Raw genomic sequence first — 23,112 nt, 5'->3', positions numbered from 1 at the left:
AAAGGCTCTTGGCAGGAGAAAGGCAGAAGCGGGGAGGGGCGCAGGCCCGCTCCCCGCTGCAAGTCAACGCTGTGCAGTCTTGTTGTCCCAGCTTGGGATCTTGAACACCCAGAACGAACCACCCTGGGCCACCGGCTTGGTCAGTTCGGCCATGTCGCCGCCCCACAGCGGTACCGCGCCGCCGTAGCCCACGGTCACGCCGATGTACTGCTCGCCGTCCTGTTCCCAGGTGATCGGCGGCGAGACGATGCCGCTGCCGGTCTGGAACTTCCACAGCTCCTTGCCCGTCTTGGCGTCGAAGGCCTTGAAGAAGCCGTCGCCGGTGCCGGTGAACACCAGGTTGCCCTTGGTCGCCAGCACGCCGGCCCACAGCGGCAGGTGCTCCTTGTGCTCCCAAACCAGCTTGCCGGTGGTCGGGTCCATGGCGCGCAGGGTGCCGACGTGGTCGTCGTACATGCGCTTGATGCGGAAGCCCATGCCCAGGTAGGCCGAGCCCTTCTTGTAGTTCACTTCCTCGGTCCAGTACTCCTCCTTCCACTGGTTGCCGGGGATGTAGAACAGGCCGGTGTCCTGGCTGTAGGCCATGGGGTTCCAGTTCTTGCCGCCAAGGAAGGGTGGCGAGACCTCCACCGGCTTGCCCTTGGTTTCTCCCGGCAGCGGTTTGGCCGGGCGCTGCCCAGGGTTTTCCACCGGGCGCCCGGTCTTGAGGTCGATGTGGCTGGCCCAGGTGATGTTGTCGACGAAGGGGAAAGCGTTCTGCAGTTTGCCGTTGCTGCGGTCCACCACGTAGAAGAAGCCGTTGCGGTCGGCGTGGCCGGTGGCCTTGACCAGCTTGCCGTCCTTGCCCTTGTAGTCGAACAGCACCAGCTCGTTGTTGCCGGAGAAATCCCAGGCATCGTTGGGCGTGTGCTGGTAGAACCACTTCACTTCACCGGTGCTCGGGTCGACGCCGACCTGCCCTGAGGTATACAGGCTGTCGAAGTCATGCGGGTTGCCGTCCTTCGAGGTGCGCGCCCAGGTGTTCCAGGGGCCAGGGTTGCCGGCGCCGACAATGATGGTGTTGGTCTCGGGGTCGAAGCTGGCGCTTTGCCAAGGCGCGCCGCCGCCGTGGCTCCAGGCTTCGACCTTGCCGGTTTCGGTAGTGGGGTCGTCCGGCCAGGACGGCGCCTTGACGTCACCGGTCGGCGTGCTGTCCTTGCCGTTCAGGCGGCCCATGTGGCCCTCGACGAAGGGCCGCATCCACACCTCTTCACCGGTGTCCGGGTCGCGGGCGAACAGTTGGCCGACCACGCCGAATTCATCGCCGGAGCTGCCGTGGATCAGCAGTACCTTGCCGCTGGTCTTGTCCTTGATCAGCACCGGGGCACCGGTCATGGTGTAGCCGGCGGCGTGGTCGCCGAACTTCTTGTTCCACACCACTTTGCCGGTGCGCTTGTCGAGGGCGATGACCCGCGCGTCGAGGGTGCCGAAGTAGATCTTGTCGCCGTAGATCGCCGCGCCGCGGTTGACCACATCGCAGCAGGGGCGAATGTTGTCCGGCAGGCGGTGGTTGTAGGTCCACAGGCGTTTGCCGGTTTTCGCATCGAGGGCGAACACCCGCGAATATGAGCCGGTAACGTAGACCACACCGTCGCTGACGATGGCCTGGGATTCCTGGCCGCGTTGTTTCTCGTCGCCGAAGGAATAGGACCACGCCGGGGTCAGCTTGAACACGTTCTTGTCATTGACCTGGGCCAATGGGCTCCAGCGCTGGGCGTTGGTACCCATGCCGTACTGCAGCACATCCTGGGTGGTCAGGTGGTCGTTGGCGATGTCTTCCCACGTCACGTTCTTGCTGGCAGGTGCCGCAGGGGTGGTGGCTGCCGTGGCCACGCTGCCCAGGGCCAGGCTACCGGCCAGCAGCAAGGCCCGCACGCTCAGGGCCAGAGGGGAAAGGGCGGGTAGCGTTCTTGTTGTCATGGTTGCAGTTCCCAGTGGAGGTTTTGGCCTGCACAGGGTGGGACGGGGCGGGCCTTGCGGGATACGGAAAAAATCCCGCCCTTGCCGGGAATAGTTCCCACGGGGCACCTCATTTGGCCCTTCGCCACAAGCCCTACTACCAAGGGAGTAAGGCGCGGCCACCAAAGCAGCATTCGGCCGCCTGCGGGCTGTTTCTAAGATGGCGACACGGCCTCTGTGGTTGAGGCCTTGCGTGCAATCGTGAGGGCATAAAAATGACAACAAAACGCAACGTCTTGCTGGCTGCCGGGCTGCTTGCCAGTGCAGTGCTGACCGGCACTGCCTGGGCACATGGCAATGTGGTGCCCCAGGCCGTGGAAACCAAGGGCCTGACCCCGATCAAGGACGCTGGCGTAACCCTGGACGGCGATGGCTGGGCAGCGGTCAACCCGTACCGCAGCTCTCCCGAGCACGACAAGGCCGTGGAGATCGGTGCCTCGGCCTACAACCAGAACTGCGCCGCCTGCCATGGCCTGGAGGCCAAGTCGGGGGGCATCGCCCCGGATCTGCGCATGCTCGATGCCGGCGAGGCCGGGGATGAGTGGTTCGTCGAGCGGGTACGCCACGGTGCGGTCCGCGACGGCCGGGTGTACATGCCGAAAATGGCCGACTACCTGAGCCAGGAGGCCCTGTGGGCGGTGCGCACCTACCTGGACAGCGTGCACGTCGAGGAATGACGGCCATGCGTCTGTTGGCGGTGCTGTTCAGTGGCTTGCTGCTGTGCTGCGCGGCGGCGCAGGCGCAGGTGCGCAACTACGACGCGATCATCGCCGCCGGCGAATTGAAGGTGGCTGTGTACAAGGACTTTGCGCCCTACAGTTTCGAGGACCACGGCCAGCCGCGAGGTGTCGACGTGGAGCTGGCGCAGGCCCTGGCCACGGCGTTGGGGGTGCGCTTGCAGCTGATCTGGGCGCCACCCGGGGAAAAGCTCGACGACGATCTGCGCGACTACATCTGGCGCGGCAGCCCGTTGCGCCACCAGCAACTGGCCGACCTGATGATGCGGGTGCCATACGACCATGCCTATGCGCAGCGACGCAACGAGGTAGGCGAGCTGGAAAACGCCCAGGTGGTCATGTTCGGCCCTTATCAGGAGGAGCGCTGGCAGGTCGCCTATGATCGCCGCCGCCTGCCCTCGGTGGCCAGTGTCGCGGTGTTCCAGCAGCACCCGATCGGGGTCGAGGTGGACAGCGTACCGTCGTTCTATCTGACTTCTGTGTTCAACGGCATGCTCAGTGCCAGGACCCATCACTACCCCAATGTGCAGCAAGCTTTCGGCGCCATGCAGGCCGGCCAGGTGGACGCGGTGATGGCGATGCGCGGCGAAGTTGACTGGCAACTGCATCAAGCCGCCGACCCGCAGCTGGCCCTGGCGGAAAACGCCTACCCGAACCTTGGCAAGCAGGCCTGGGAGATCGGCATGGCGGTGCATGAAAGCAACCGGCAGCTGGCCTATGCGGTGGAGGAAGCGCTTGAGACGCTGATTCGTGATGGGCGGATGAAGGCGATTTATGCCAGTTATGGCCTGCGTTACCAGGTGCCGGAGATGTATCAGTAACAGGCTTCGCAGGCTTGTGAGTTTGTAAAAGCAACACATCCCCCTGTGGGAGCGGGTTCACCCGCGAAGAATGCGACGCGGTATATGGCACCGGCCTCGCCGGTGTTCGCGGGTGAACCCGCTCCCACAAGGACCGTGCACTGTCAGCCAGGTTTGCGTTGATCAAAAGGAGTGGGCGATGAACTGGCGAGCGACTTTCCTGCTGGCCTGCTGGGTGCTCTGGGCCGCACAAGCCCTGGCCAGCGAGCCAGGTAGCCAAAAGGACCCGGTGCCGTCGGTGATGTGGGACTTCTACCACAAGCAGCTGCTGGGCCAGGCCGCATTCGTGTTCGATGATCGGGTCAAGCTGCTGGCGCCACCCTTTGCCGAGGACGCACGCCAGGTGCCGTTGGAGATCGACGCTCGGGCGTTCAGCGGCCAGGTGGTGCGGATCATCGCCTGGGCCGAACTCAACCCGCTGCCGCGTATCGTCGACTTCCAGCCTGGCGAGCGCGTGCTGCCCTGGTTGTCGATCCGCATCCGCGTCGAACAGGCCACACCGCTGCGTGCCGCGGTGCTGACCCGCGACGGCCTGTGGCATGTCGGCTCGACCCTGATCGATGCTGCCGGCGGCGGTTGTACCGCGCCCAGCGTGGTACGCACTCAGCCCGGCTGGGAGGAACACCTTGGCGAAGTCCTGGGCGGACGCTACCCGCGCGGCGACAGCAGCCGCTTGCGCCTGCAGGTGGCTCACCCCATGGACAACGGCCTGGTCAGCGGCATTCCCGAATTCTTCCTCAACCATGCCGAGTTGCAAGGCGCGGACGGCCAGCGCCTGGCCAGCCTGGAACTGTACCCGGCGGTCAGCGAAAACCCCAACCTGGGCTTCGACATCCAGGGCTCCGGGCCGACCCGGCTGTTGTTGCAGGACAACAGCGGCAACCAGTTCGAGGCGGCAGTGCCCTGAACGCGTTGCCGACTCCATCCCTGACCAGAGGCGCCCGTCATGCGTTGCATTCTGCTGTTGCTACTGTGCCTGGGCCTGCCGGCCTGGGCAGACCTGGACTATCGGCTCAAGCCCCGGCAGATCGCCGAAGGCACCTGGCTGCTGGAGGGCAGCACCGACAATTTCGCCAAGGATAACGGCGGCAATATCGTCAACACCGCGTTCATCGTCACCGACAGCGGGGTGGTGGTGATCGACAGCGGGCCGTCGAAACGCTACGGCGAAGCCTTGCGCCAGGCCATTGCCGCCACCACCGACAAGCCGGTAGTCGAAGTGCTGCTGACCCATCATCACCCCGACCATGTGCTGGGCAACCAGGCCTTTGCCGATGTGCCCATCGGCGCCCTGGCCGGTACCGGCGAGCTGTTGCGCCAGCAGGGGGAGGCCATGGCCGAGAACATGTACCGCCTGGTTGGCGACTGGATGCGCGGTACCGAGGTGGTGCTGCCGACCCGCGTGCTGGAGCCAGGTATTCACGAGGTGGGTGGGCACCGCCTGCGGCTGCTGGCGCTGGGCGGGCACACCGGTGCCGACCTGGCGATTCTGGATGAAAGCACCGGTGTGCTGTTCGCCGGCGACCTGGTGTTCTACGAGCGCGCATTGACCACGCCCAACAGCCCGGGGCTGGAGGTGTGGCTGAAGGACCTGGACACCTTGCAAGCGCTGCCCTGGAAGCAGCTGGTGCCTGGTCATGGCCCGCTCGCCAGCGATGCCCGGCCGTTTGCCCAGATGCGTGATTACCTGGGCTGGCTGGACGGACTGATGCGCGACGGCGCGGCGCGTGGCGATGACATGGCCGAGATGATCCGCAGCCCCATACCCGAACGGTTTGCTGCTATCAGCCTGACCCGTTACGAGCTGATTCGCAGTGTCAGCCACTTGTACCCCCGTTACGAACGCCAGCAGCTGCGGCGTGTCGACGCCAAGCCCCCAATCTGAGGGTGTAACGCGGCCCCCTGTGGGACCGCGCAAGTTCACTGCTACCAAGGAACTAGAAAACTCAGCACTGCGGGCAATTGTTGGCAAGCAGGTCGGGACCAAGAATTCCCGACACACCGGGAAGTTTTCCCGGATACAACAAAAAAACCAAAGGTAGCCGTCATGACCCGATCCACACGTCGTCCCGTGTTCGCCTTGAGCCTGGTGCTCAGCGCCATGCTGCTTGCCGGTGCAGCCCACGCCGCTGTCAGCAATGAAGAAATTCTCCAGGACCCGAAGAACCCGCAGCAGATCGTGACCAATGGCCTGGGCGTGCAGGGCCAGCGCTACAGCCCGCTGAACCTGCTCAATACCGACAACGTCAAGGACCTGCGGCCGGTCTGGGCATTTTCCTTCGGTGGTGAGAAGCAGCGCGGCCAGCAGGCCCAGCCGCTGGTCAAGGACGGGGTGATGTACCTGACCGGCTCCTACTCACGGGTGTTCGCCGTGGACGCCCGTACCGGCAAGAAGCTGTGGCAATACGATGCGCGCCTGCCCGATGACATCCGCCCGTGCTGCGACGTGATCAACCGCGGCGTGGCGCTGTACGGCAACCTGGTGTTCTTCGGCACCCTCGATGCCAAGCTGGTGGCGCTGAACAAGGACACCGGCAAGGTGGTATGGAGCAAGAAAGTGGCCGACCACAAGGAAGGCTACTCCATCAGCGCGGCGCCGATGATCGTCAACGGCAAGCTGATCACCGGCGTCGCCGGCGGCGAGTTTGGCGTGGTGGGCAAGATCCAGGCCTACAACCCGGAAAACGGCGAGCTGCTGTGGATGCGCCCGACCGTGGAAGGGCACATGGGCTACGTGTACAAGGACGGCAAGGCGATCGAAAACGGCATTTCCGGCGGCGAGGCGGGCAAGACCTGGCCCGGCGACCTGTGGAAGACCGGTGGTGCGGCGCCTTGGCTGGGTGGCTACTACGACCCGGAAACCAACCTGATCCTGTTCGGCACCGGCAACCCGGCGCCGTGGAACTCGCACCTGCGCCCGGGCGACAACCTGTATTCCTCGTCGCGCCTGGCCCTGAACCCCGACGATGGCACCATCAAGTGGCACTTCCAGAGCACGCCGCATGACGGCTGGGACTTCGACGGCGTCAACGAGCTGATCTCGTTCAACTACAAGGACGGCGGCAAGGAGGTCAAGGCCGCCGCTACCGCTGACCGCAACGGCTTCTTCTACGTGCTGGACCGCACCAACGGCAAGTTCATCCGCGGCTTCCCCTTCGTCGACAAGATCACCTGGGCCACCGGCCTGGACAAGGACGGCCGGCCAATCTACAACGAGGCCAGCCGGCCGGGGGCGCCGGGTAGCGAGGCCAAGGGCAGCTCGGTGTTCGTCGCCCCGGCGTTCCTCGGGGCCAAGAACTGGATGCCGATGGCCTACAACAAGGACACCGGGCTGTTCTATGTGCCGTCCAACGAGTGGGGCATGGACATCTGGAACGAAGGCATCGCCTACAAGAAGGGCGCGGCGTTCCTCGGTGCCGGCTTCACCATCAAGCCGCTCAACGAAGACTACATTGGCGTGTTGCGCGCCATCGACCCGGTCAGCGGCAAGGAAGTGTGGCGCCACAAGAACTATGCGCCACTGTGGGGCGGGGTGCTGACCACCAAGGGCAACCTGGTGTTCACCGGCACGCCGGAAGGCTTCCTGCAGGCCTTCAACGCCAAGACCGGCGACAAGGTCTGGGAGTTCCAGACCGGTTCCGGCGTGCTCGGTTCGCCAGTGACCTGGGAAATGGACGGCGAGCAGTACGTTTCGGTGGTTTCCGGTTGGGGCGGCGCGGTGCCGCTGTGGGGCGGTGAAGTGGCCAAGCGGGTCAAGGACTTCAACCAGGGCGGCATGCTCTGGACCTTCAAGCTGCCCAAGCAACTGCAAACGGCAAGCGCCAGTCGCTAAGCCTGCAACCTGCCGCTTGCTGCCAGGGACCCTGTGGCAAGCGGCCCTACTACCAAATGACGAGAGCCCCGCTGCCAACGATGCATTCGCCCGGCAGGCGGGGCTTTTTACCATCGGCTCATCGCCTGTCGCCGGACAGGCATCGACCCACAGAGGCTCAGCATGATCTACGCACAACCCGGAACCCCAGGCGCCGTCGTGTCCTTCAAACCACGCTACGGCAACTTCATCAACGGTGAATTCGTGCCGCCGCTGGGCGGCCAGTACTTCACCAACAGCTCGCCGGTCAATGGCCAGCCGATTGCCGAGTTCCCGCGCTCCGGCGCCCAGGACATCGAGCAGGCCCTGGACGCCGCGCATGCCGCTGCCGAGGCCTGGGGCAAGACCTCGGTGCAGGACCGCGCCCTGGTACTGCTGAAGATCGCCGACCGCATCGAACAGAATCTCGAAGTACTGGCCGTTACCGAGAGCTGGGACAACGGCAAGGCCGTGCGCGAAACCCTCAACGCCGACGTGCCGCTGGCGGCGGACCACTTCCGCTACTTCGCCGGCTGCATCCGTGCCCAGGAAGGCGGCGCCGCCGAAATCAACGAGGGCACCGTGGCCTACCACATCCACGAGCCATTGGGCGTGGTCGGGCAGATCATTCCATGGAACTTCCCGCTGCTGATGGCCGCCTGGAAACTCGCCCCGGCGCTGGCAGCCGGCAACTGCGTGGTGCTCAAACCGGCGGAGCAGACGCCGTTGTCGATCACCATTTTCGCCGAGCTGATCGCCGACCTGCTGCCAGCAGGCGTGCTGAACATCGTCCAGGGCTTTGGTCGCGAAGCCGGTGAGGCACTGGCCACCAGCAAGCGCATCGCCAAGATCGCCTTCACCGGTTCCACCCCGGTGGGCTCGCACATCATGAAGTGCGCGGCCGAGAACATCATCCCGTCCACCGTCGAACTGGGTGGCAAGTCGCCGAACATCTTCTTCGAAGACATCATGCAGGCCGAGCCCGCGTTCATCGAAAAGGCAGCCGAAGGCCTGGTGCTGGCGTTCTTCAACCAGGGCGAAGTGTGCACCTGCCCGTCGCGGGCGCTGATCCAGGAATCGATCTACGAGCCGTTCATGGCCGAGGTGATGAAGAAGATCGCCAAGATCACCCGTGGCAACCCGCTGGACACCGCGACCATGGTCGGCGCCCAGGCCTCGGAGCAGCAATACGACAAGATTCTTTCCTACTTGCAGATTGCCCGGGAGGAGGGCGCGCAGCTGCTCACCGGTGGCGCTGCCGAGCGGCTCGACGGCGACCTGGCCAGCGGTTACTACATCCAGCCGACCTTGCTCAAGGGCAACAACAAGATGCGCGTGTTCCAGGAGGAGATCTTCGGCCCGGTGGTGGGCGTGACCACCTTCAAGGACGAAGCCGAAGCGCTGGCGATCGCCAACGACAGCGAGTTTGGCCTGGGCGCGGGGCTGTGGACCCGTGACATCAACCGTGCCTACCGCATGGGCCGCGGGATCAAGGCCGGGCGCGTGTGGACCAACTGCTACCACCTGTACCCGGCGCATGCCGCGTTCGGTGGCTACAAGAAGTCCGGGGTGGGCCGCGAGACGCACAAGATGATGCTTGATCACTACCAGCAGACCAAGAACCTGCTGGTGAGCTACGACATCAACCCGTTGGGCTTCTTCTAAAGCCTGAGCTGGCCTCGGGGGCTGCCTTGCAGCCCATCGCAGGCAAGCCAGCTCCTACAGGGACCGCGCAGGCCATGGATCTTGCGCAATCCCTGTGGGAGCGGGCGAGCCCGCGAAGAGGCCGGCACTGCCATGCACAAACCACAGCTGCTCCGTGTTACCCCTACCAACGCACCCCGCAAACCTGTCCCAAAGTAGCATTCGGCCCCGTCGCCCCTCGTGCATTAATGCCTCTACCGGAATCGCCCGGCACCAAGAAGAGGAATGCCCCATGTGGACTAAACCCGCCTTTACCGACCTGCGCATCGGCTTCGAAGTGACGATGTACTTCGCCAATCGTTGATGCCTGTCCGGCCATCAGCGCGATGGCCGGTTCTTCATTGAGCATGCCCGTTGTGAACCTGATCGATCGCGAACAAGCCCTGGCCTTGCGCAAGGGCTTCCGCCTGCGCTGGGAGCCCTGCCGGGCCTGCCATGTGCTGCTGTACCCGGAGGGCACCATCGAACTCAATGCCAGTGCCGGCTGGGTGCTCGAGTTGCTGGACGGCCGGCGCAGCGTGGCGGCGGTCATCGACCGCCTTGCACAGCGCTTCCCCGGGGTGCCGGGGCTGGACGAGGACATCCTGGCGTTCCTGGAGGTGGCCCGTGCCAAGTACTGGATCGAATGAGCCGTGGCCAGGCTTTGGTCTGGTTGCTTTCGCTGCGGGATGCTTTACGCTGGCGGTTACCTTCCAGAACAATAAGAACAGGCTTCCCGATGAGCCAGAGTTTCAGCCCGCTTCGCAAGTTCGTTTCGCCCGAGATCATCTTTGGTGCCGGCTGCCGGCATAATGTCGCCAATTACGCCAAGACCTTCGGTGCGCGCAAGGTGCTGGTGGTCAGCGACCCCGGTGTGATTGCCGCCGGTTGGGTGGCGGACGTGGAGGCCAGCCTGCAGGCCCAGGGCATCGACTACTGCCTGTACAGCGCCGTATCGCCCAACCCGCGTGTGGAAGAGGTGATGCTTGGCGCCGAGATCTACCGGCAAAACCACTGTGATGTGATCGTCGCGGTCGGCGGCGGCAGCCCGATGGATTGCGGCAAGGCCATCGGCATCGTGGTCGCCCACGGGCGCAGCATCCTCGAATTCGAAGGCGTGGACATGATCCGCGTGCCCAGCCCGCCGCTGATCCTGATCCCGACCACGGCCGGCACCTCGGCGGACGTGTCGCAGTTCGTGATCATTTCCAACCAGCAGGAGCGCATGAAGTTCTCCATCGTCAGCAAGGCGGTGGTGCCGGACGTGTCGCTGATCGACCCGCAAACCACCCTGAGCATGGACCCGTTCCTGTCGGCCTGCACCGGTATCGATGCGCTGGTGCACGCCATCGAAGCCTTCGTTTCCACCGGCCACGGCCCGCTGACCGACCCCCATGCGCTGGAGGCCATGCGCCTGATCAACGGCAACCTGGTGGAGATGATCGCCAACCCCACCGATATCGCCCTGCGCGAGAAGATCATGCTGGGCAGCATGCAGGCGGGGCTGGCGTTTTCCAATGCGATCCTGGGTGCGGTCCACGCCATGTCGCACAGCCTGGGCGGGTTCCTCGACCTGCCGCATGGCCTGTGCAATGCGGTGCTGGTGGAGCACGTGGTGGCGTTCAACTACAGCTCGGCACCGGAGCGTTTCAAGGTGATTGCCGAAGTGCTGGGTATCGACTGCCGCGGCCTCAACCACCGGCAGATCTGCGCGCGCCTGGTGGAGCACCTGATCGCGCTCAAGCGTGCCATCGGCTTCCACGAAACCCTGGGCCTGCATGGGGTGCGCACGGCCGATATCCCGTTCCTGTCGCAACATGCGATGGACGACCCGTGCATCCTCACCAACCCGCGTGCGTCGAGCCAGCGTGATGTCGAGGTGGTCTATGGCGAGGCCCTCTGACGAGCAGCAACGGGCGCTGGCCGGGCTGCTGGGGCTGGGCGACCACTCGGCGCGCAAGAGCCATTACCCGGAGCTGGCGGCGCGCCTGGACGAACTGGAGGCCGAGCGCAACCGCTACAAATGGTTGTTCGAAAACGCCGTGCACGGGATTTTCCAGGCCAGCCTGCAAGACGGCATGCGTGCCGCCAACCCGGCGTTGGCACGCATGCTCGGTTACGACAACCCGCAAGCGTTGCTGTTTCCGCTGACGGACCTTGCCGCCAACCTGTTTGTCGGCGGGGCCGAAGAGTTGCACGCCATCACCGCGACCCTCGCCCGTGAACGCAGCCTGCACGGTTATGAAACCCGCTTGCGGCGCAAGGACGGCAGCCACCTTGATGTGTTGATGAACCTGTTGCTCAAGCCAGGTCAGGAAGGGCTGGTGGAAGGGTTTGTCGCCGACATCACCGAACGCAAGCTGGCCCAGCAGCGCCTGCAGCAACTGAATGACGAGCTCGAGCAACGGGTGGCTGCCCGTACCGATGAACTGCTGGAGGCCAACCGCAACCTGCAACAGCAGATCGCCGAGCGCAAACAGATCGCCCGCGCCCTGCGCGATGCCCGCGACGCCGCGGAAACCGCCAACCGCAGCAAGGACAAGTACCTCGCTGCCGCCAGCCATGACCTGCTGCAACCGCTGAATGCCGCGCGGCTGCTGATCTCGACCTTGCGCGAAAGACCGCTGCCAGAAGCGGAAAAAGTGCTGGTGGAGCGTACCCATCAGGCGCTGGAGGGCGCTGAAGACCTGCTGACCGACCTGCTGGACATTTCCCGGCTCGACCAGGCGGCGGTCAAGCCGGACGTGGCGCTGTACCGCCTCGATGAGCTGTTCGGGCCACTGGTCTCGGAGTTCCGCACGGTGGCCGATGCGGCAGGCCTGAAGTTGCGTGCGCGCATTGCCGACTACGCCATCAGCACCGACCTGCGGCTGATGACGCGTATCCTGCGCAACTTTCTCAGCAACGCCTGCCGTTATACCGATGAGGGCAGGATTCTGCTGGGCGCCAGGCGCCGCGGCGATCACTTGCGCCTGGAGGTGTGGGATACCGGGCGGGGCATCGCGGCCGATCGGCTGCAGGCCATTTTCCTCGAGTTCAACCAACTTGACGTAGGCCGTGCCGCCGATCGCAAGGGTGTGGGGCTGGGGCTGGCGATCGTCGAGCGGATCGCCAAGATTCTCGGCTATCGCGTCGAGGTGCGTTCATGGCCGGGGCGTGGCTCGATGTTCAGTATCGACGTGCCGATCGGCGAAGCCATGCCGCTGCCTATCCACCAGGCCGCGCCGCAGCCTGGCGCCGGCAACCCGTTGCCGGGCCGCCGCCTGCTGGTACTGGACAACGAAGTGAGCATCCTCGAGAGCATGGGCGCGCTGCTCGGGCAGTGGGGCTGCGAAGTGGTTACCGCGACCGACCAGGCCGGGGCCTTGCTGGCCTTGCAGGGGCGGGCACCGGAATTGATCCTGGCGGACTTTCACCTGGACCACGGTGTTGTCGGCTGCGAGGTGGTCAGGCACTTGCGTGAACATTTCGGCGCCGCCATTCCTGCGGTGATCATCACTGCCGACCGCAGCGATCAGTGCCGACGCTCCTTGAACAAGCTCGGTGCGCCGTTGCTGAACAAGCCCGTCAAACCGGGGAAGTTGCGTGCGGTATTGAGCCAGTTGCTGGGCTGAAGCCTCAACCCCATGGCCTTGCGTGACAGATAACTGAATTCGCAAGCGATCCTCGTACCCTGTGGGAGCGGCTTTAGCCGCGAAGAATCCAACGCGGTGCATGGCACCGGCTGCGCCGGTGTTCGCGGCTAAAGCCGCTCCTACAGGGGGGCGCGCAGTGCCAGGTGGCTGTTCCTGAAATGGGACTCTGTATGGCCCTGGTGGATCATAAGTCAGTTGTGTGCCGCCGGTGCCTTTGCCTCCAGCAGGGCGGTACCGAGCGTTTGGTGATAGTGCCCGGGGCCAAGCAGGCGCAAGATTCCGGCCTTTTCGAGCTTGCCAAGTACCTTGCCGTTGGCTTCGCACAGTTTCACAACGATCTGGCGTTCATGCAGTTGCTGGATCACTTCCTCCAGGGTCTGCAGCCCGGTGATGTCCATGAAGGGCACCCGCTTCAGGCAAATTACCAGCAGTTCAGGGTCGGTATGCGTTTGTGACAGGGCGCGCTCGAAGGTTTCAGCGGCGCCAAAGAACAGCGGGCCTTCGATGGTGTACACCAGCACGCCGGGGGGCAGCGATTTCTGGCCGTTGCTGTGCAGTTCATTGGCCAGTTCCTCTTCGACCACCTGCTGGACTTCGACGGACGATGCCATGCGGCGCATGAACTGAAGCATGGCGAGGATGACGCCGATATTCACGGCGATCACCAGGTCGCTGAACACCGTCAAGGTGAAGGTGACGAGCAGGATGGCGATGTCGGCTCGCGGTGCGCGCTGCAGCATGCGCTTGAAATGCTTCAGCTCGCTCATGTTGTAGGCGACGACGAACAGGATCGCTGCCAGTGCGCAGAGTGGAATGTTCGACGCCAGTGGCGCCAGGAACAGAATGATCAGTACCAGTGTCAGCGCATGGATGATGCCGGCCAACGGCCCGGTAGCACCATTGCGGATGTTGGTCGCTGTCCGGGCAATGGCACCTGTGGCGGCAAAGCCCCCGAACAGCGGCACTACCAGGTTGGCGACCCCTTGGCCGATCAGTTCCTGGTTCGAGTCGTGCCTGGTCCCTGCCATGCCGTCGGCGACAACAGCAGAGAGCAACGATTCGATGGCCCCCAGCATGGCGATCGCAAAGGCTGGCCCGATCAGTTCGATCACCCGCGCCAGGGAGACTTCGGGCCAGGTCAGTGACGGCAAACCTTGTGGGATAGCCCCGAAGGCGGTGCCGATGGTAGCCACACCGTCAAAATGAAACAGGGATTGGACCAGCGTCGCGAACACCATGGCTACCAGTGGCCCGGGCAGGCGTTTCAGCACGGGCAGCCTTGGCGCCAGGATCAGCAAAGCAAGGCTGCATGTCGCGAGCAGCGTCGTGGCAATGTGGAGGTCCGGCAGGGCTAGCAACAGATGCCACAGTTTTTCGTGGAAGTGCCCACCTTCGATTTCGGGCAGGCCGAAGAAGTCACGCCATTGCCCAACCCAGATGATGATGCCGATGCCGGCGGTGAAACCTACGATCACCGGGTCGGGAATGAACTTGATGACTGCACCCAGGCGGGTAATGCCAAGCACCAGCAGTATGGCGCCAGCCATCATCGTGGCCAGTTGAAGGCCTTCCACTCCGTACTTCGCCGTCACCCCTGCGAGGATCACGATGAAGGCCCCGGTCGGTCCGGCGATCTGCAATCGACTGCCGCCCAGCAAGGAAACCAGCAGCCCGCCTATGATCGCCGTGTAGATGCCTTGCTCCGGCTTGACCCCGGAAGCGATGGCGAAGGCCATGGCGAGGGGCAGCGCAACAACCCCGACGATGAGGCCGGAGACAAGGTTGCGCATCCAGTGTTCACGCTTGAACAGGCCGGCGTTCCAGGCTTCGCGAACCGCGATCATTGCAGGCTCCTTGATAAGGTGCATGCACATAGTATTTAGCATGCCATGGGCCTGTTGTGCCTCTGAACGAACTGATCGAGCTGAACGAGGCGGAGCAGGGCAGGCGCGGCATCTGCACCCTCAAGCGTTCATATTCGTGAACAGTGCACAATATTGATTTGTTCGCGGCGCTATTTCTCTTGCCCCCGCAATTCCCAAGAATTCGCCTCACTTTCAAATACCGAGGCTTTCCCCATGACCGCTATCAAGCACGCCCTGCTCGCGTTCGCCACCCTGGTCACCCTGTCGTCCACCCTGGCTGTTCACGCCGAGGAGTCGTCGGCATTCGTCGAGCGCAACCATTCCCTCAACGCCCACGCCTTCAGGAAATGACGCCGGTTATGGAGATCATGAACGTGAAACTGCCCGTAACGGGCAAAAGGGCGCTGTTCGCCTTGTCGCTGGCGGCATTGCTGGTCGGCTGTGGCCCGCAGGCGCAGGAGAGTGCTCCGGCGGCGCCGAGTGTGGTGGTGAGCCAACCGTTGAAGTCGACCATCAGTGACTGGGACAGCTTTACCGGCCGGTTCGAGGCAACCGATTCGGTAGAGGTACGCTCGCGCGTCAGCGGCTACCTGGAGAAGGTAGCCTTCCGGGACGGTGCAATCGTGAAGAAGGGCGATCTGCTGTTCGTCATTGATTCGCGCAGCTTCCAGGCGGCGGTGACCCAGGCCCAGGGCAAATTGGCCCAGGCCCGTTCGCAACAGGCTCTGGCCGAACAGGAGTATGCCCGCGCCAAGGTGCTGATCGATTCCAGGACCATTGCGCAGAGCTTGTACGACCAGCGCCTGCAAGCGCGCGAGGCGGCCCGCGCCGAAGTGCTCAGCGCCGAAGGCGCGCTGGCCAGCGCTCGTCTGGACCTCGAGTTCACCCGTATCACCGCGCCCATGAGCGGGCGTATCAGCCGCAAATTGATCAGCGAAGGCAACCTGGTCAACGGTGGCAGCAACGATGCCACCCTGCTGACCACCATCGTCTCGCTCGATCCCATCGACATCTACTTCGACATCGACGAGCAGAGCTACCTGAAGTACCGCCGTCAGTCGGCCGGCAACATTGCCGGGAGCCAGGTGCGCATCGCCCTGCCAGGCGAGCTCCAGGCATCGCTGAGCGGGCGCATGGATTTCATCGACAACCGCCTGGACCCATCCACCGGCACCCTGCGCCAGCGCGCGCGAGTCAGCAACCCGGACCTGGCGTTGAGCCCGGGCCAGTTCGGCCGCGTGCAGTTTTCCGCGCGCCCGGCCTATGAGGCCTTGCTGGTGCCGGATACCGCCGTAGGCATCGATGCCACGCGCAAGGTGCTGTATGTGCTCGATGCACAGAACCGCGTCGAACTGCGCCCGGTACAGCTGGGCAAGCTGCATGACGGCCTGCGCGAAGTGGTCAGCGGCCTGCAGGCCGACGACCGGGTCATTGTCGATGGCCTGCAACGGGTACGCGCCGGGGATACTGCGATCGGTGAACAGCGCAGCCTGACCCGGGTTGCCGCCGCCAACCCGGCCCAGGAGGCGACGCTATGAACCTGGGACGCACCTCGATCGACCAGCCGGTGCTGGCGATAGTCCTCTCGGTGGTGCTGATGATCGTCGGCGGCCTGGCCTACCTGGTGCTGCCGACTGCCGAGTATCCCGACATCGCGCCACCCACGGTAGTGGTCCAGGCCACCTATCCGGGGGCCTCGGCGCAGACCGTCGCCGAGACTCTGGCGATCCCGCTGGAGCAGGAGGTCAACGGTGTCGAGGACATGCTCTACATGTACAGCCAGGCCACCTCCGATGGCAGCCTGAACCTGACCGTGACCTTCAAGGGCGGCACCGACGTCGACAAGGCCCAGGTGCTGGTGCAGAACCGCGTGGCCCTGGCCACACCACGCCTGCCCGAACCGGTGCAGCGCAGCGGTGTGTCGGTGCGCAAGTCCTCGCCGACCCAGCTGTCGACCATTTTCATTTCCTCGCCCAAGGGCACCTATGACCAGCTGTACGTGTCGAACTTCGCCATTCGCACAGTGGCCGATACCCTCAAGCGCATCGACGGCGTTGGCGACATAAACCCGCTGGGCGCGCGTGAGTATTCGATGCGCATCTGGCTGGACCCGGAGCGCGTCGCCGCCTTCGACCTGACCCCGGGCGACATCATCGCCGCCGTGCGTGCGCAGAACACCCAGGTGGCCGGCGGCGTCATCGCCCAACCACCGGTGGCCTCCCAGGCGTTTCAGCCGAACCTGATCTTCGAAGGGCGGCTCAAGGAGCCGGCTGACTTCGACAACATCGTGCTCAAGTCCGGCGAGGCGGGCCGCCTGGTGCGCCTGAAGGACGTGGCGCGTACCGAGATCGCCGGGCTGGCCTACGTCAACAACACCTACTACCTGCGCAACCCGGCCATCGGCCTGCAGGTGCTGCAGCGTCCGGGCGCCAATGCCCTGGCGACCATGCAGGTGGTGGAGCAGACCATGCAGCAACTTAGCAAGGACTTCCCGGAGGGCATCGAATACAGCATTGGCTACAACCCCACGGCGTTCATCGCAGACAGTATCGGTGAGCTGGGCAAGACCATCTACGAGGCGGTAATCCTCGTGGTGCTGGTGGTGCTGTTGTTCCTCCAGGGCTGGCGGCCGTCGATCATTCCGATCCTGGCCATCCCGGTGTCACTGGTGGGTACCTTCGCAGTGATGGCGCTGCTGGGTTTCTCGATCAACAACCTGACCCTGTTCGGCCTGGTGCTGGCGGTAGGGATCGTGGTCGACAACGCCATTGTCGTGGTGGAGAACGTCGAGCGCCACCTGGGCGAGGGCAAGAGCCCGCTCCAGGCGACCATCGTCACCATGCAGGAGATTGGCGGTGCGCTGGTGGCGATCACCCTGGTGCTCTGTGCGGTGTTCATTCCCACGGCGTTCATCCCGGGGATTTCCGGCGAGTTCTTCCGCCAGTTCGGCGTGACCATCGCGGTGGCCACGGCCATTTCGCTGTTCAACTCGCTGACCCTGTCGCCGGCGCTGGCGGCGATGATCCTGCGCCGTCACGGTGGCCATGCGCCGCTGCGTGCCGGTCTGCCGGGCCTGCCGCGGCGCGCTGCCGAAGCGTTCAACCGGGGCTTTGCCCGGCTGTCCAATGGTTATGCCGGCAGCGTCCGCGGCCTGGTTGCCAGGACGCCGCTGATGCTGGCCGTGTATGCCGTACTGATCGCCGCTACCGCCTACCTGATGGTGTCCACGCCCAAGGGCTTCATCCCGGCCCAGGACCGTGGCTACCTGGTGGTGATCGTGCAATTGCCCGACGGCGCATCGCTGGAGCGTACCAATGCGATTTCCCAGCAGATCGAAGCCATCGCCCTGCAGGTGCCGGGTGTGGACAGGGTGCCGACCTTCTCGGGCTTCTCGATGGTCACCGGGACCAACTCGTCCAATTCGGCGGGCCTGGCCCCGGTGTTCGAACCCTGGTCCAAGCGCAAGCTGAAGGGCCGCACATCGGACGTGATCGCGGCCGACTTGCGCGAACGCCTGAAAGCGGTCAGCGGTGCGTCGGTGATTGTCGCCACGCCGCCGCCGGTGCAGGGGCTGGGCAGTACCGGTGGTTTCTCCCTGCGTCTGCAGGACCGTGCCGGGCTAGGCAGTGACGCGCTGGCCAAGGCCACGGCGCAGCTGATTGCCGCCGCCAACGCCACACCGGGCATGACGGGTGTGTATTCGCCGTTTTCGGCCAGCACTCCGCAGGTGTTCGTCGAGCTCGACCGTGAGCGCGCCGAGATGCTGGGCGTGCCAAGCAGCCAGATCAACCAGGCCATAGAGACCTACTTCGGCTCGACCTACATCAACGACTTCAACCTGGTCGGCCGCACCTACCGTGTCACTGCCCAGGCCGACCTGCCTTACCGGGTCACGCCAGAGGACCTGGCGCGGGTCAAGGTGCGCAATCAGGCCGGGCAGATGGTTCCGCTGGCCAGCGTGACGCAGCTGCACGAGGCCCTGGGGGTAGAGCGCTTCCCGCGTTACAACCTTTTCCCTACTGCCGAGATCAACGGTGACACCTTGCCAGGCCTGGGTTCGACCTATGCCATCGAGACCATGGAGCGCCTGGCCAAGGTGAATCTGCCGGCGGGCATCAGCTACCAGTGGACCGACCTGAGCTACCAGCAGACCACCGCCGGCAACATGGGCCTGCTGGTCTTCCCGCTCTGTGTGGTGTTCGTCTACCTGGTGCTGGCGGCGCAATACGGCAGCTGGAGCCTGCCGCTGGCGATCCTGCTGATCGTGCCGATGTGCCTGCTGGCCGCGGCCGGTGGCGTGCGCCTGATGGGCCAGGACATCAACATCCTCACCCAGATCGGTTTCATCGTTCTGGTGGGCCTGGCGGCAAAGAACGCCATCCTCATCGTCGAAGTGGCCCGGCAGCTGGAGAAGGAAGGGCAGGGTACGGTCGAGGCGGTGGTGGAAGCCTGTCGCCTGCGCCTGCGGCCGATCCTGATGACCTCGCTGGCGTTCATCCTTGGCGTCTTGCCGCTGGTGCTGTCCGAGGGGGCCGGTTCCGAGATGCGCCTGGCGGTGGGGGCTGCGGTGTTCTTCGGGATGATCGGGGTAACCCTGTTCGGCCTGGTGTTCACACCGATTTTCTATGTGCTGGTTCGTCGCCTTGCCGGCGGCGAACGGCAGGTATCGTCACAGCCTTCGGCTGTCGAACAGGACTTCCAGCAATGAACATGCGTCTTCGTTTCCCCGTACTGGGTTTTACTGCGGCGCTGCTGGCTGCATGCGCTGCCCCGAGCTTGCCGCCGCCCAGCGCTGCACCTGTGCAGCATTACCTCAATGCCCGCTCCGAAGCACCGCTGGCTGTGACCGAACAGTGGTGGCGCGGCTATCACGATCCGCTGCTCGACCGCCTGGTGCAGCGGGCATTGGATGATAACCTCGATCTGCAGGTTGCCCTGGCGCGCATCGATGCAGCCCGGGCTCTGAGGGCAGTCAGCGCTGCGGCCGGCAGCCCGGCCCTGGACTTCGGCGCCAGTGCCGCACGCCAGCGTACCTCGGCTTACCAGACCGGCTACAGCGAGGCACTGATCGATGCGCCGATCTCGTTGGGCCTGGGCGCCAGCTGGGAGCTTGACCTGTTTGGCCGCATCCGTGAAGGCGTCCGCGCTGCTGACGCCGAGGTGACGGCAAGTGAAGAGCAAGCCCATGCAGTAAAGGTTGCGCTAGTGGGTGAAGTGGTCCAGGCCTATGCCCAGGCCCGAGGCCTGGAGCAGCGCCTGGAGATCGTCCGCCAGAGTGCCCAGAGCCAGGCCGAGACCTTGCAGTTGAGCGAGCAGTTGTACGCGGCGGGCAGCAGCCCGGAGGCCGACCTGCTGCGGGCCCGCGCCCAGGCCGACCGCACTGCGGCCCGGGTGCCGGCGCTGCGCCTAGAGTGGCAGCGCACCGTGCACCGGCTTTCGGTGCTGCTGGCCATGTCCAGTGCCGAGTTGTACGGGCAGATGCATGCCAACCCGGCGAGTGTGCGTGAGGTGGCCTTGCAGGATGCTGGCACGCCTGCGGACCTGCTGCGTCGGCGTCCTGACGTGAAGGCTGCCGAGGCACGGGTGGTTGCCGCCTATGCGCGGGTTGGCGTGGCCAAGGCAGAGCTGATGCCACGTCTGAGCCTGTCGGCGGCGTTGGGTTCGTTGATCAATGGCATGAGCGCGGCCACGCTGGCCAACTCGACCTTCTGGCTGGCCGGCGTCAATGCCAGCGCGCCATTATTCGATGGTGGCCGGCGCAAGGCGCAGGTGCAGGTCCGGGATGCCGAGGCGCGGGAGGCGTTGCTGAGTTACCGGCGCACGGTACTGGTGGCGGTGTCGGAGGTGGAATCGGCACTCGCGGCGGCCCAGCGCAATGCGGAGCGCCAGGTACTGCTGGCACGTGCCAGCGAGCAGTCGACCTCGGCCTTCGAGCAGATCCGCCGTTCGTGGCAGGCTGGCGAGGCGCCGTTCCTTGATGTGCTGGAGGCCCAGCGCAACCAGCTCAGTGCCCTGGATGCCCTGGCCACGGTACGCACTGCCCAGTGGCAGAACCAGGTGGCACTGGTCAGTGCGTTAGGCGGGTAAGCGTAATGGGGGCTGCCTGGCAGCCCCAGCGTCTACGACTCAAACCTGATCGATCGGAATGCCGTGGTTGTTCTTCCACATCAGTACCACGCCACTGGCAATCAGCGCCACGACGATCAGGTAGACGTTGAACACCCAGCCAATCTGCTCCGAGTAAAGCCAGGTTGTCACATACGACGCAGTTCCCCCGAATACCGCCACACCCAACGAAATGCACACACCGAACATCCGCGTGCGATAACGGGTAGGGACTTGCTCGGAAATCGATGCGGGCTTGCAGCCGGTGATGAAGGCCACCAGCATCAGGCCGGCAGTCTGCGCCACCATCAGGGTCCACGGCTCGCTGGAGATCATGCCCCACAGAGGGAACAGGGTTGCCGCGATACCCAGCAGCGAAATCAGTGCACAGACCTTGCGCCCCACCTGGTCCGAAACCCAGCCGCAGACCGGCAGGAAGGCGAGATAGATGACCTGGGCGACGCAGCTCATCATGAAGGCGTTGTGCGGGTCCATGCCCTTCACGCTCATGGCATAGATCGATGCCGACGTGACCCAGGTGTAGTAGGTCAGGGTGGCGCCTGCTTCATACAGGAACAACCGCACACCATGTTGCAGTACCTGCCCGCGGCTCCAGCAAGTAGTGTGCTGCGTTGCGCTGGCGGTGCTAGGGCTGTGGTCGCTTTCCATCATGTTGCGGCGCAGCCACAGGGCAACCACCGCCAGCAGGCCACCGGTGGCGAAGGGGATGCGCCAGCCCCAGTCCTGCATCTGCTCGGTGCTCAGCATCGAGGTCAGCAGGGCCATGTAGAAGGTTGCCAGCAGCGAGCCGCTGCCCACCGCGAAGAACACCGTGCTCGACCACAACCCCCGGCGCTTTGGCGGGGCGATCTCGGCGATGTAGGCGTAGGACGTGGTGGTCTCTCCACCGTGGGCGAAGCCCTGGACCAAGCGCGCACAGAGCAGCAATCCGGAAGCCCAGCTGCCGATCGATTCATAGGAAGGGATGAACGCGATCAGCAGGCTGGCGCCGGCCATCAGCAGCATGGTGCTGAGCAGCACGGTGCGTCGGCCGAGGCGGTCGGCGAGGATACCGAAGACGATGCCGCCCAATGGCCGCAACAGGAAACCTGCGGCGAACACCGCCAGGGTGGCGAGCAGCGCCGAGGTGGGGTTGCTCTTGTCGAACAAGGCACTGGCAATGTAGACGGAGGCAACGGTGTAAAGGGTCCAGTCGAACCACTCCAGCAGGTTGCCGACGCCGGTAGCAAGCAAGGACTTGCGACGCAGGCGCGTGGCGTCAGGTGCAGCGTAGGCAACGCTGCCTGGCAGGGTCTCGGTCATGTTGTTCATTGTAGTCTCCGAGCGAATGGGGCGGGCAGCACCCAAGACGGCGCTGCCCGTATTGCGGGGCGGGTCAGCTCGCCATGTGGGCCAGGGCCACTTCCTCGATACCGGCGGCATCGAGCTTGTAGTGCTGGTACAGGTGGGTCGGCGGCGCGATCAGGCTGTATTCGTCGTAGATGCCATGACGCTTGAGCTTGACCCCGACGCCTTCGTCGGCCAGCACCTCGGCCACCGCGGCGCCCAGGCCACCGAGCACGTTATGCTCCTCGACGGTCATCATCCGCTTGCTGCGCGCAGCGGCCTGGAGGATCGTCTCGCGGTCGATCGGCTTGATCGAGGCCATGTCGATCACGCCCACCGAACGGCCTTCGGCATTGAGCTTGCGGGCCGCGGCAAGCGCCGGGTGTACGGTGATGCCACAGGCGATGATGGTCAGCTCTTCACCCTGCAAGTGCTCGGTGGCCTTGCCGAACTCGAAGGTTGTGCCGTGCTCGTAGATGATCGGGTCGCGGCCGCGACCGATACGGAAGTACACCGGTTTGTCGTAGCTGGCCGAGGCCTTGATCGCTGCCGCCAATTGCGGGCCGTCGGAGGGCGAGACCACCGCCAGGTCGGCGATCGAGCGCATGGTGGCTATATCCTCGGTGGCATGGTGCGAGGTGCCGTAGAAGCCCAGCGAGATCCCGGTATGGTGGCCGATCAGGCGCACCGGCTGGGCCGAATAGGCCACGTCCATGCGGATCTGTTCGCAGCACAGCAGGCCCAGGAACGAGGCGAAGGTCGCCACGAACGGCATCACCCCGCAGGTGGCCAGGCCGGCGGCAGCGGTGACCATGTTCTGCTCGGAGATGCCGAACTGGATGTAGCGGTCGGGGAACGCCGTGGCGAACTTGTTCAGGCCATTGGAATACTGCAGGTCTGCCGAGCCTGCCATAACCGGATGGCCTTCACGGGCCAGCTCGATCAGGGCATCGGAGAGGTAGGACAGCCCTGGGTTCATGGCATTCAGGCCACGGTATTGCCAGGAGTTGGGGGACAGGGGGGCGTTCATGT

Annotated in this window: 18 protein-coding genes; 14 read left to right on the top strand and 4 right to left on the bottom strand. The window is 64.5% G+C overall.

Annotation, left to right across the window (positions count from 1 at the left end):
* Window positions 1-63: 63 nt before the first annotated feature.
* Window positions 64-1,959, bottom strand: a complete 1,896-nt coding sequence (gene exaA / locus MJ643_RS01870; protein ID WP_013972174.1) for a quinoprotein ethanol dehydrogenase — start codon at window positions 1,957-1,959, stop codon at window positions 64-66.
* A gap of 254 nt (window positions 1,960-2,213) precedes the next feature.
* On the opposite strand from exaA, the gene pedF reads away from it, so the two are divergent.
* From pedF to MJ643_RS01820, 10 genes are all read left to right on the top strand, one after another.
* Window positions 2,214-2,675, top strand: a complete 462-nt coding sequence (pedF, locus tag MJ643_RS01865; protein ID WP_013972175.1) for a cytochrome c-550 PedF — start codon at window positions 2,214-2,216, stop codon at window positions 2,673-2,675.
* A gap of 5 nt (window positions 2,676-2,680) precedes the next feature.
* Entirely contained in the window at window positions 2,681-3,556 is an 876-nt protein-coding gene (locus tag MJ643_RS01860; protein WP_015270051.1) for a transporter substrate-binding domain-containing protein, read from the top strand.
* Window positions 3,557-3,734: 178 nt separating this feature from the next.
* The gene (locus MJ643_RS01855) at window positions 3,735-4,502 is read left to right on the top strand and encodes a quinoprotein dehydrogenase-associated SoxYZ-like carrier (RefSeq protein WP_024086833.1); all 768 of its coding nucleotides are present in this window, start codon (window positions 3,735-3,737) and stop codon (window positions 4,500-4,502) included.
* 39 nt (window positions 4,503-4,541) lie between these two features.
* Window positions 4,542-5,480: a quinoprotein relay system zinc metallohydrolase 1 gene (locus tag MJ643_RS01850; protein ID WP_013972178.1), complete on the top strand. Its 939-nt coding sequence runs from the start codon at window positions 4,542-4,544 to the stop codon at window positions 5,478-5,480.
* A 162-nt stretch (window positions 5,481-5,642) separates the two neighbouring features.
* Window positions 5,643-7,427 (top strand): PQQ-dependent alcohol dehydrogenase PedH, encoded by a 1,785-nt coding sequence (pedH, locus tag MJ643_RS01845; RefSeq protein ID WP_024086834.1) that lies wholly within the window; start codon window positions 5,643-5,645, stop codon window positions 7,425-7,427.
* Between the two features lie 162 nt (window positions 7,428-7,589).
* A complete protein-coding gene (locus tag MJ643_RS01840) occupies window positions 7,590-9,110 on the top strand; it encodes an aldehyde dehydrogenase family protein (RefSeq protein WP_024086835.1) in 1,521 nt (506 codons plus the stop codon).
* Window positions 9,111-9,381: 271 nt separating this feature from the next.
* Complete coding sequence (pqqA, locus tag MJ643_RS01835; RefSeq protein WP_003253598.1) at window positions 9,382-9,453, top strand: pyrroloquinoline quinone precursor peptide PqqA; 72 nt, start codon at window positions 9,382-9,384, stop codon at window positions 9,451-9,453.
* A 52-nt stretch (window positions 9,454-9,505) separates the two neighbouring features.
* Window positions 9,506-9,778, top strand: coding sequence for a pyrroloquinoline quinone biosynthesis peptide chaperone PqqD (pqqD, locus tag MJ643_RS01830; protein WP_003257646.1), 273 nt, complete (start codon window positions 9,506-9,508; stop codon window positions 9,776-9,778).
* 89 nt (window positions 9,779-9,867) lie between these two features.
* Window positions 9,868-11,031: an alcohol dehydrogenase-like regulatory protein ErcA gene (gene ercA / locus MJ643_RS01825; RefSeq protein WP_013972181.1), complete on the top strand. Its 1,164-nt coding sequence runs from the start codon at window positions 9,868-9,870 to the stop codon at window positions 11,029-11,031.
* Window positions 11,015-12,742: a NahK/ErcS family hybrid sensor histidine kinase/response regulator gene (locus tag MJ643_RS01820; RefSeq protein ID WP_015270056.1), complete on the top strand. Its 1,728-nt coding sequence runs from the start codon at window positions 11,015-11,017 to the stop codon at window positions 12,740-12,742. The genes ercA and MJ643_RS01820 overlap by 17 nt, the downstream gene beginning before the upstream one ends.
* A gap of 212 nt (window positions 12,743-12,954) precedes the next feature.
* On the opposite strand, the gene MJ643_RS01815 is transcribed toward MJ643_RS01820, so the two are convergent.
* Complete coding sequence (locus MJ643_RS01815) at window positions 12,955-14,607, bottom strand: SulP family inorganic anion transporter (RefSeq protein ID WP_096010110.1); 1,653 nt, start codon at window positions 14,605-14,607, stop codon at window positions 12,955-12,957.
* 234 nt (window positions 14,608-14,841) lie between these two features.
* Between MJ643_RS01815 and MJ643_RS01810 the strand changes: the two genes are divergently transcribed.
* The 4 genes from MJ643_RS01810 to MJ643_RS01795 are packed head-to-tail and all read left to right on the top strand — an operon-like array spanning window position 14,842 to window position 20,715.
* The gene (locus tag MJ643_RS01810) at window positions 14,842-14,979 is read left to right on the top strand and encodes a hypothetical protein (protein ID WP_023662445.1); all 138 of its coding nucleotides are present in this window, start codon (window positions 14,842-14,844) and stop codon (window positions 14,977-14,979) included.
* A gap of 23 nt (window positions 14,980-15,002) precedes the next feature.
* The gene (locus MJ643_RS01805; protein ID WP_230491499.1) at window positions 15,003-16,166 is read left to right on the top strand and encodes an efflux RND transporter periplasmic adaptor subunit; all 1,164 of its coding nucleotides are present in this window, start codon (window positions 15,003-15,005) and stop codon (window positions 16,164-16,166) included.
* Window positions 16,163-19,336: a multidrug efflux RND transporter permease subunit gene (locus MJ643_RS01800; protein WP_013972185.1), complete on the top strand. Its 3,174-nt coding sequence runs from the start codon at window positions 16,163-16,165 to the stop codon at window positions 19,334-19,336. The genes MJ643_RS01805 and MJ643_RS01800 overlap by 4 nt, the downstream gene beginning before the upstream one ends.
* On the top strand, window positions 19,333-20,715 hold the full coding sequence (locus MJ643_RS01795) for an efflux transporter outer membrane subunit (protein ID WP_013972186.1): 1,383 nt from the start codon (window positions 19,333-19,335) through the stop codon (window positions 20,713-20,715). The genes MJ643_RS01800 and MJ643_RS01795 overlap by 4 nt, the downstream gene beginning before the upstream one ends.
* A 39-nt stretch (window positions 20,716-20,754) precedes the next feature.
* Here MJ643_RS01795 and MJ643_RS01790 read toward each other — a convergent pair whose 3' ends face one another.
* Window positions 20,755-22,065 carry an MFS transporter gene (locus tag MJ643_RS01790; RefSeq protein ID WP_013972187.1) on the bottom strand — a complete coding sequence of 437 codons (1,311 nt, stop codon included), beginning with the start codon at window positions 22,063-22,065 and terminating at the stop codon, window positions 20,755-20,757.
* A 64-nt stretch (window positions 22,066-22,129) separates the two neighbouring features.
* On the bottom strand, window positions 22,130-23,110 hold the full coding sequence (locus tag MJ643_RS01785; protein WP_003257656.1) for a transketolase C-terminal domain-containing protein: 981 nt from the start codon (window positions 23,108-23,110) through the stop codon (window positions 22,130-22,132).
* Between the last annotated feature and the right edge of the window lie 2 nt (window positions 23,111-23,112).

It is taken from the genome of Pseudomonas sp. PNPG3 (assembly GCF_023093815.1).
Lineage (GTDB): Bacteria > Pseudomonadota > Gammaproteobacteria > Pseudomonadales > Pseudomonadaceae > Aquipseudomonas > Aquipseudomonas asiatica.
Note: the sequence above shows the minus strand (reverse complement) of the source record. Positions and strands in the feature narration are given on the sequence as shown.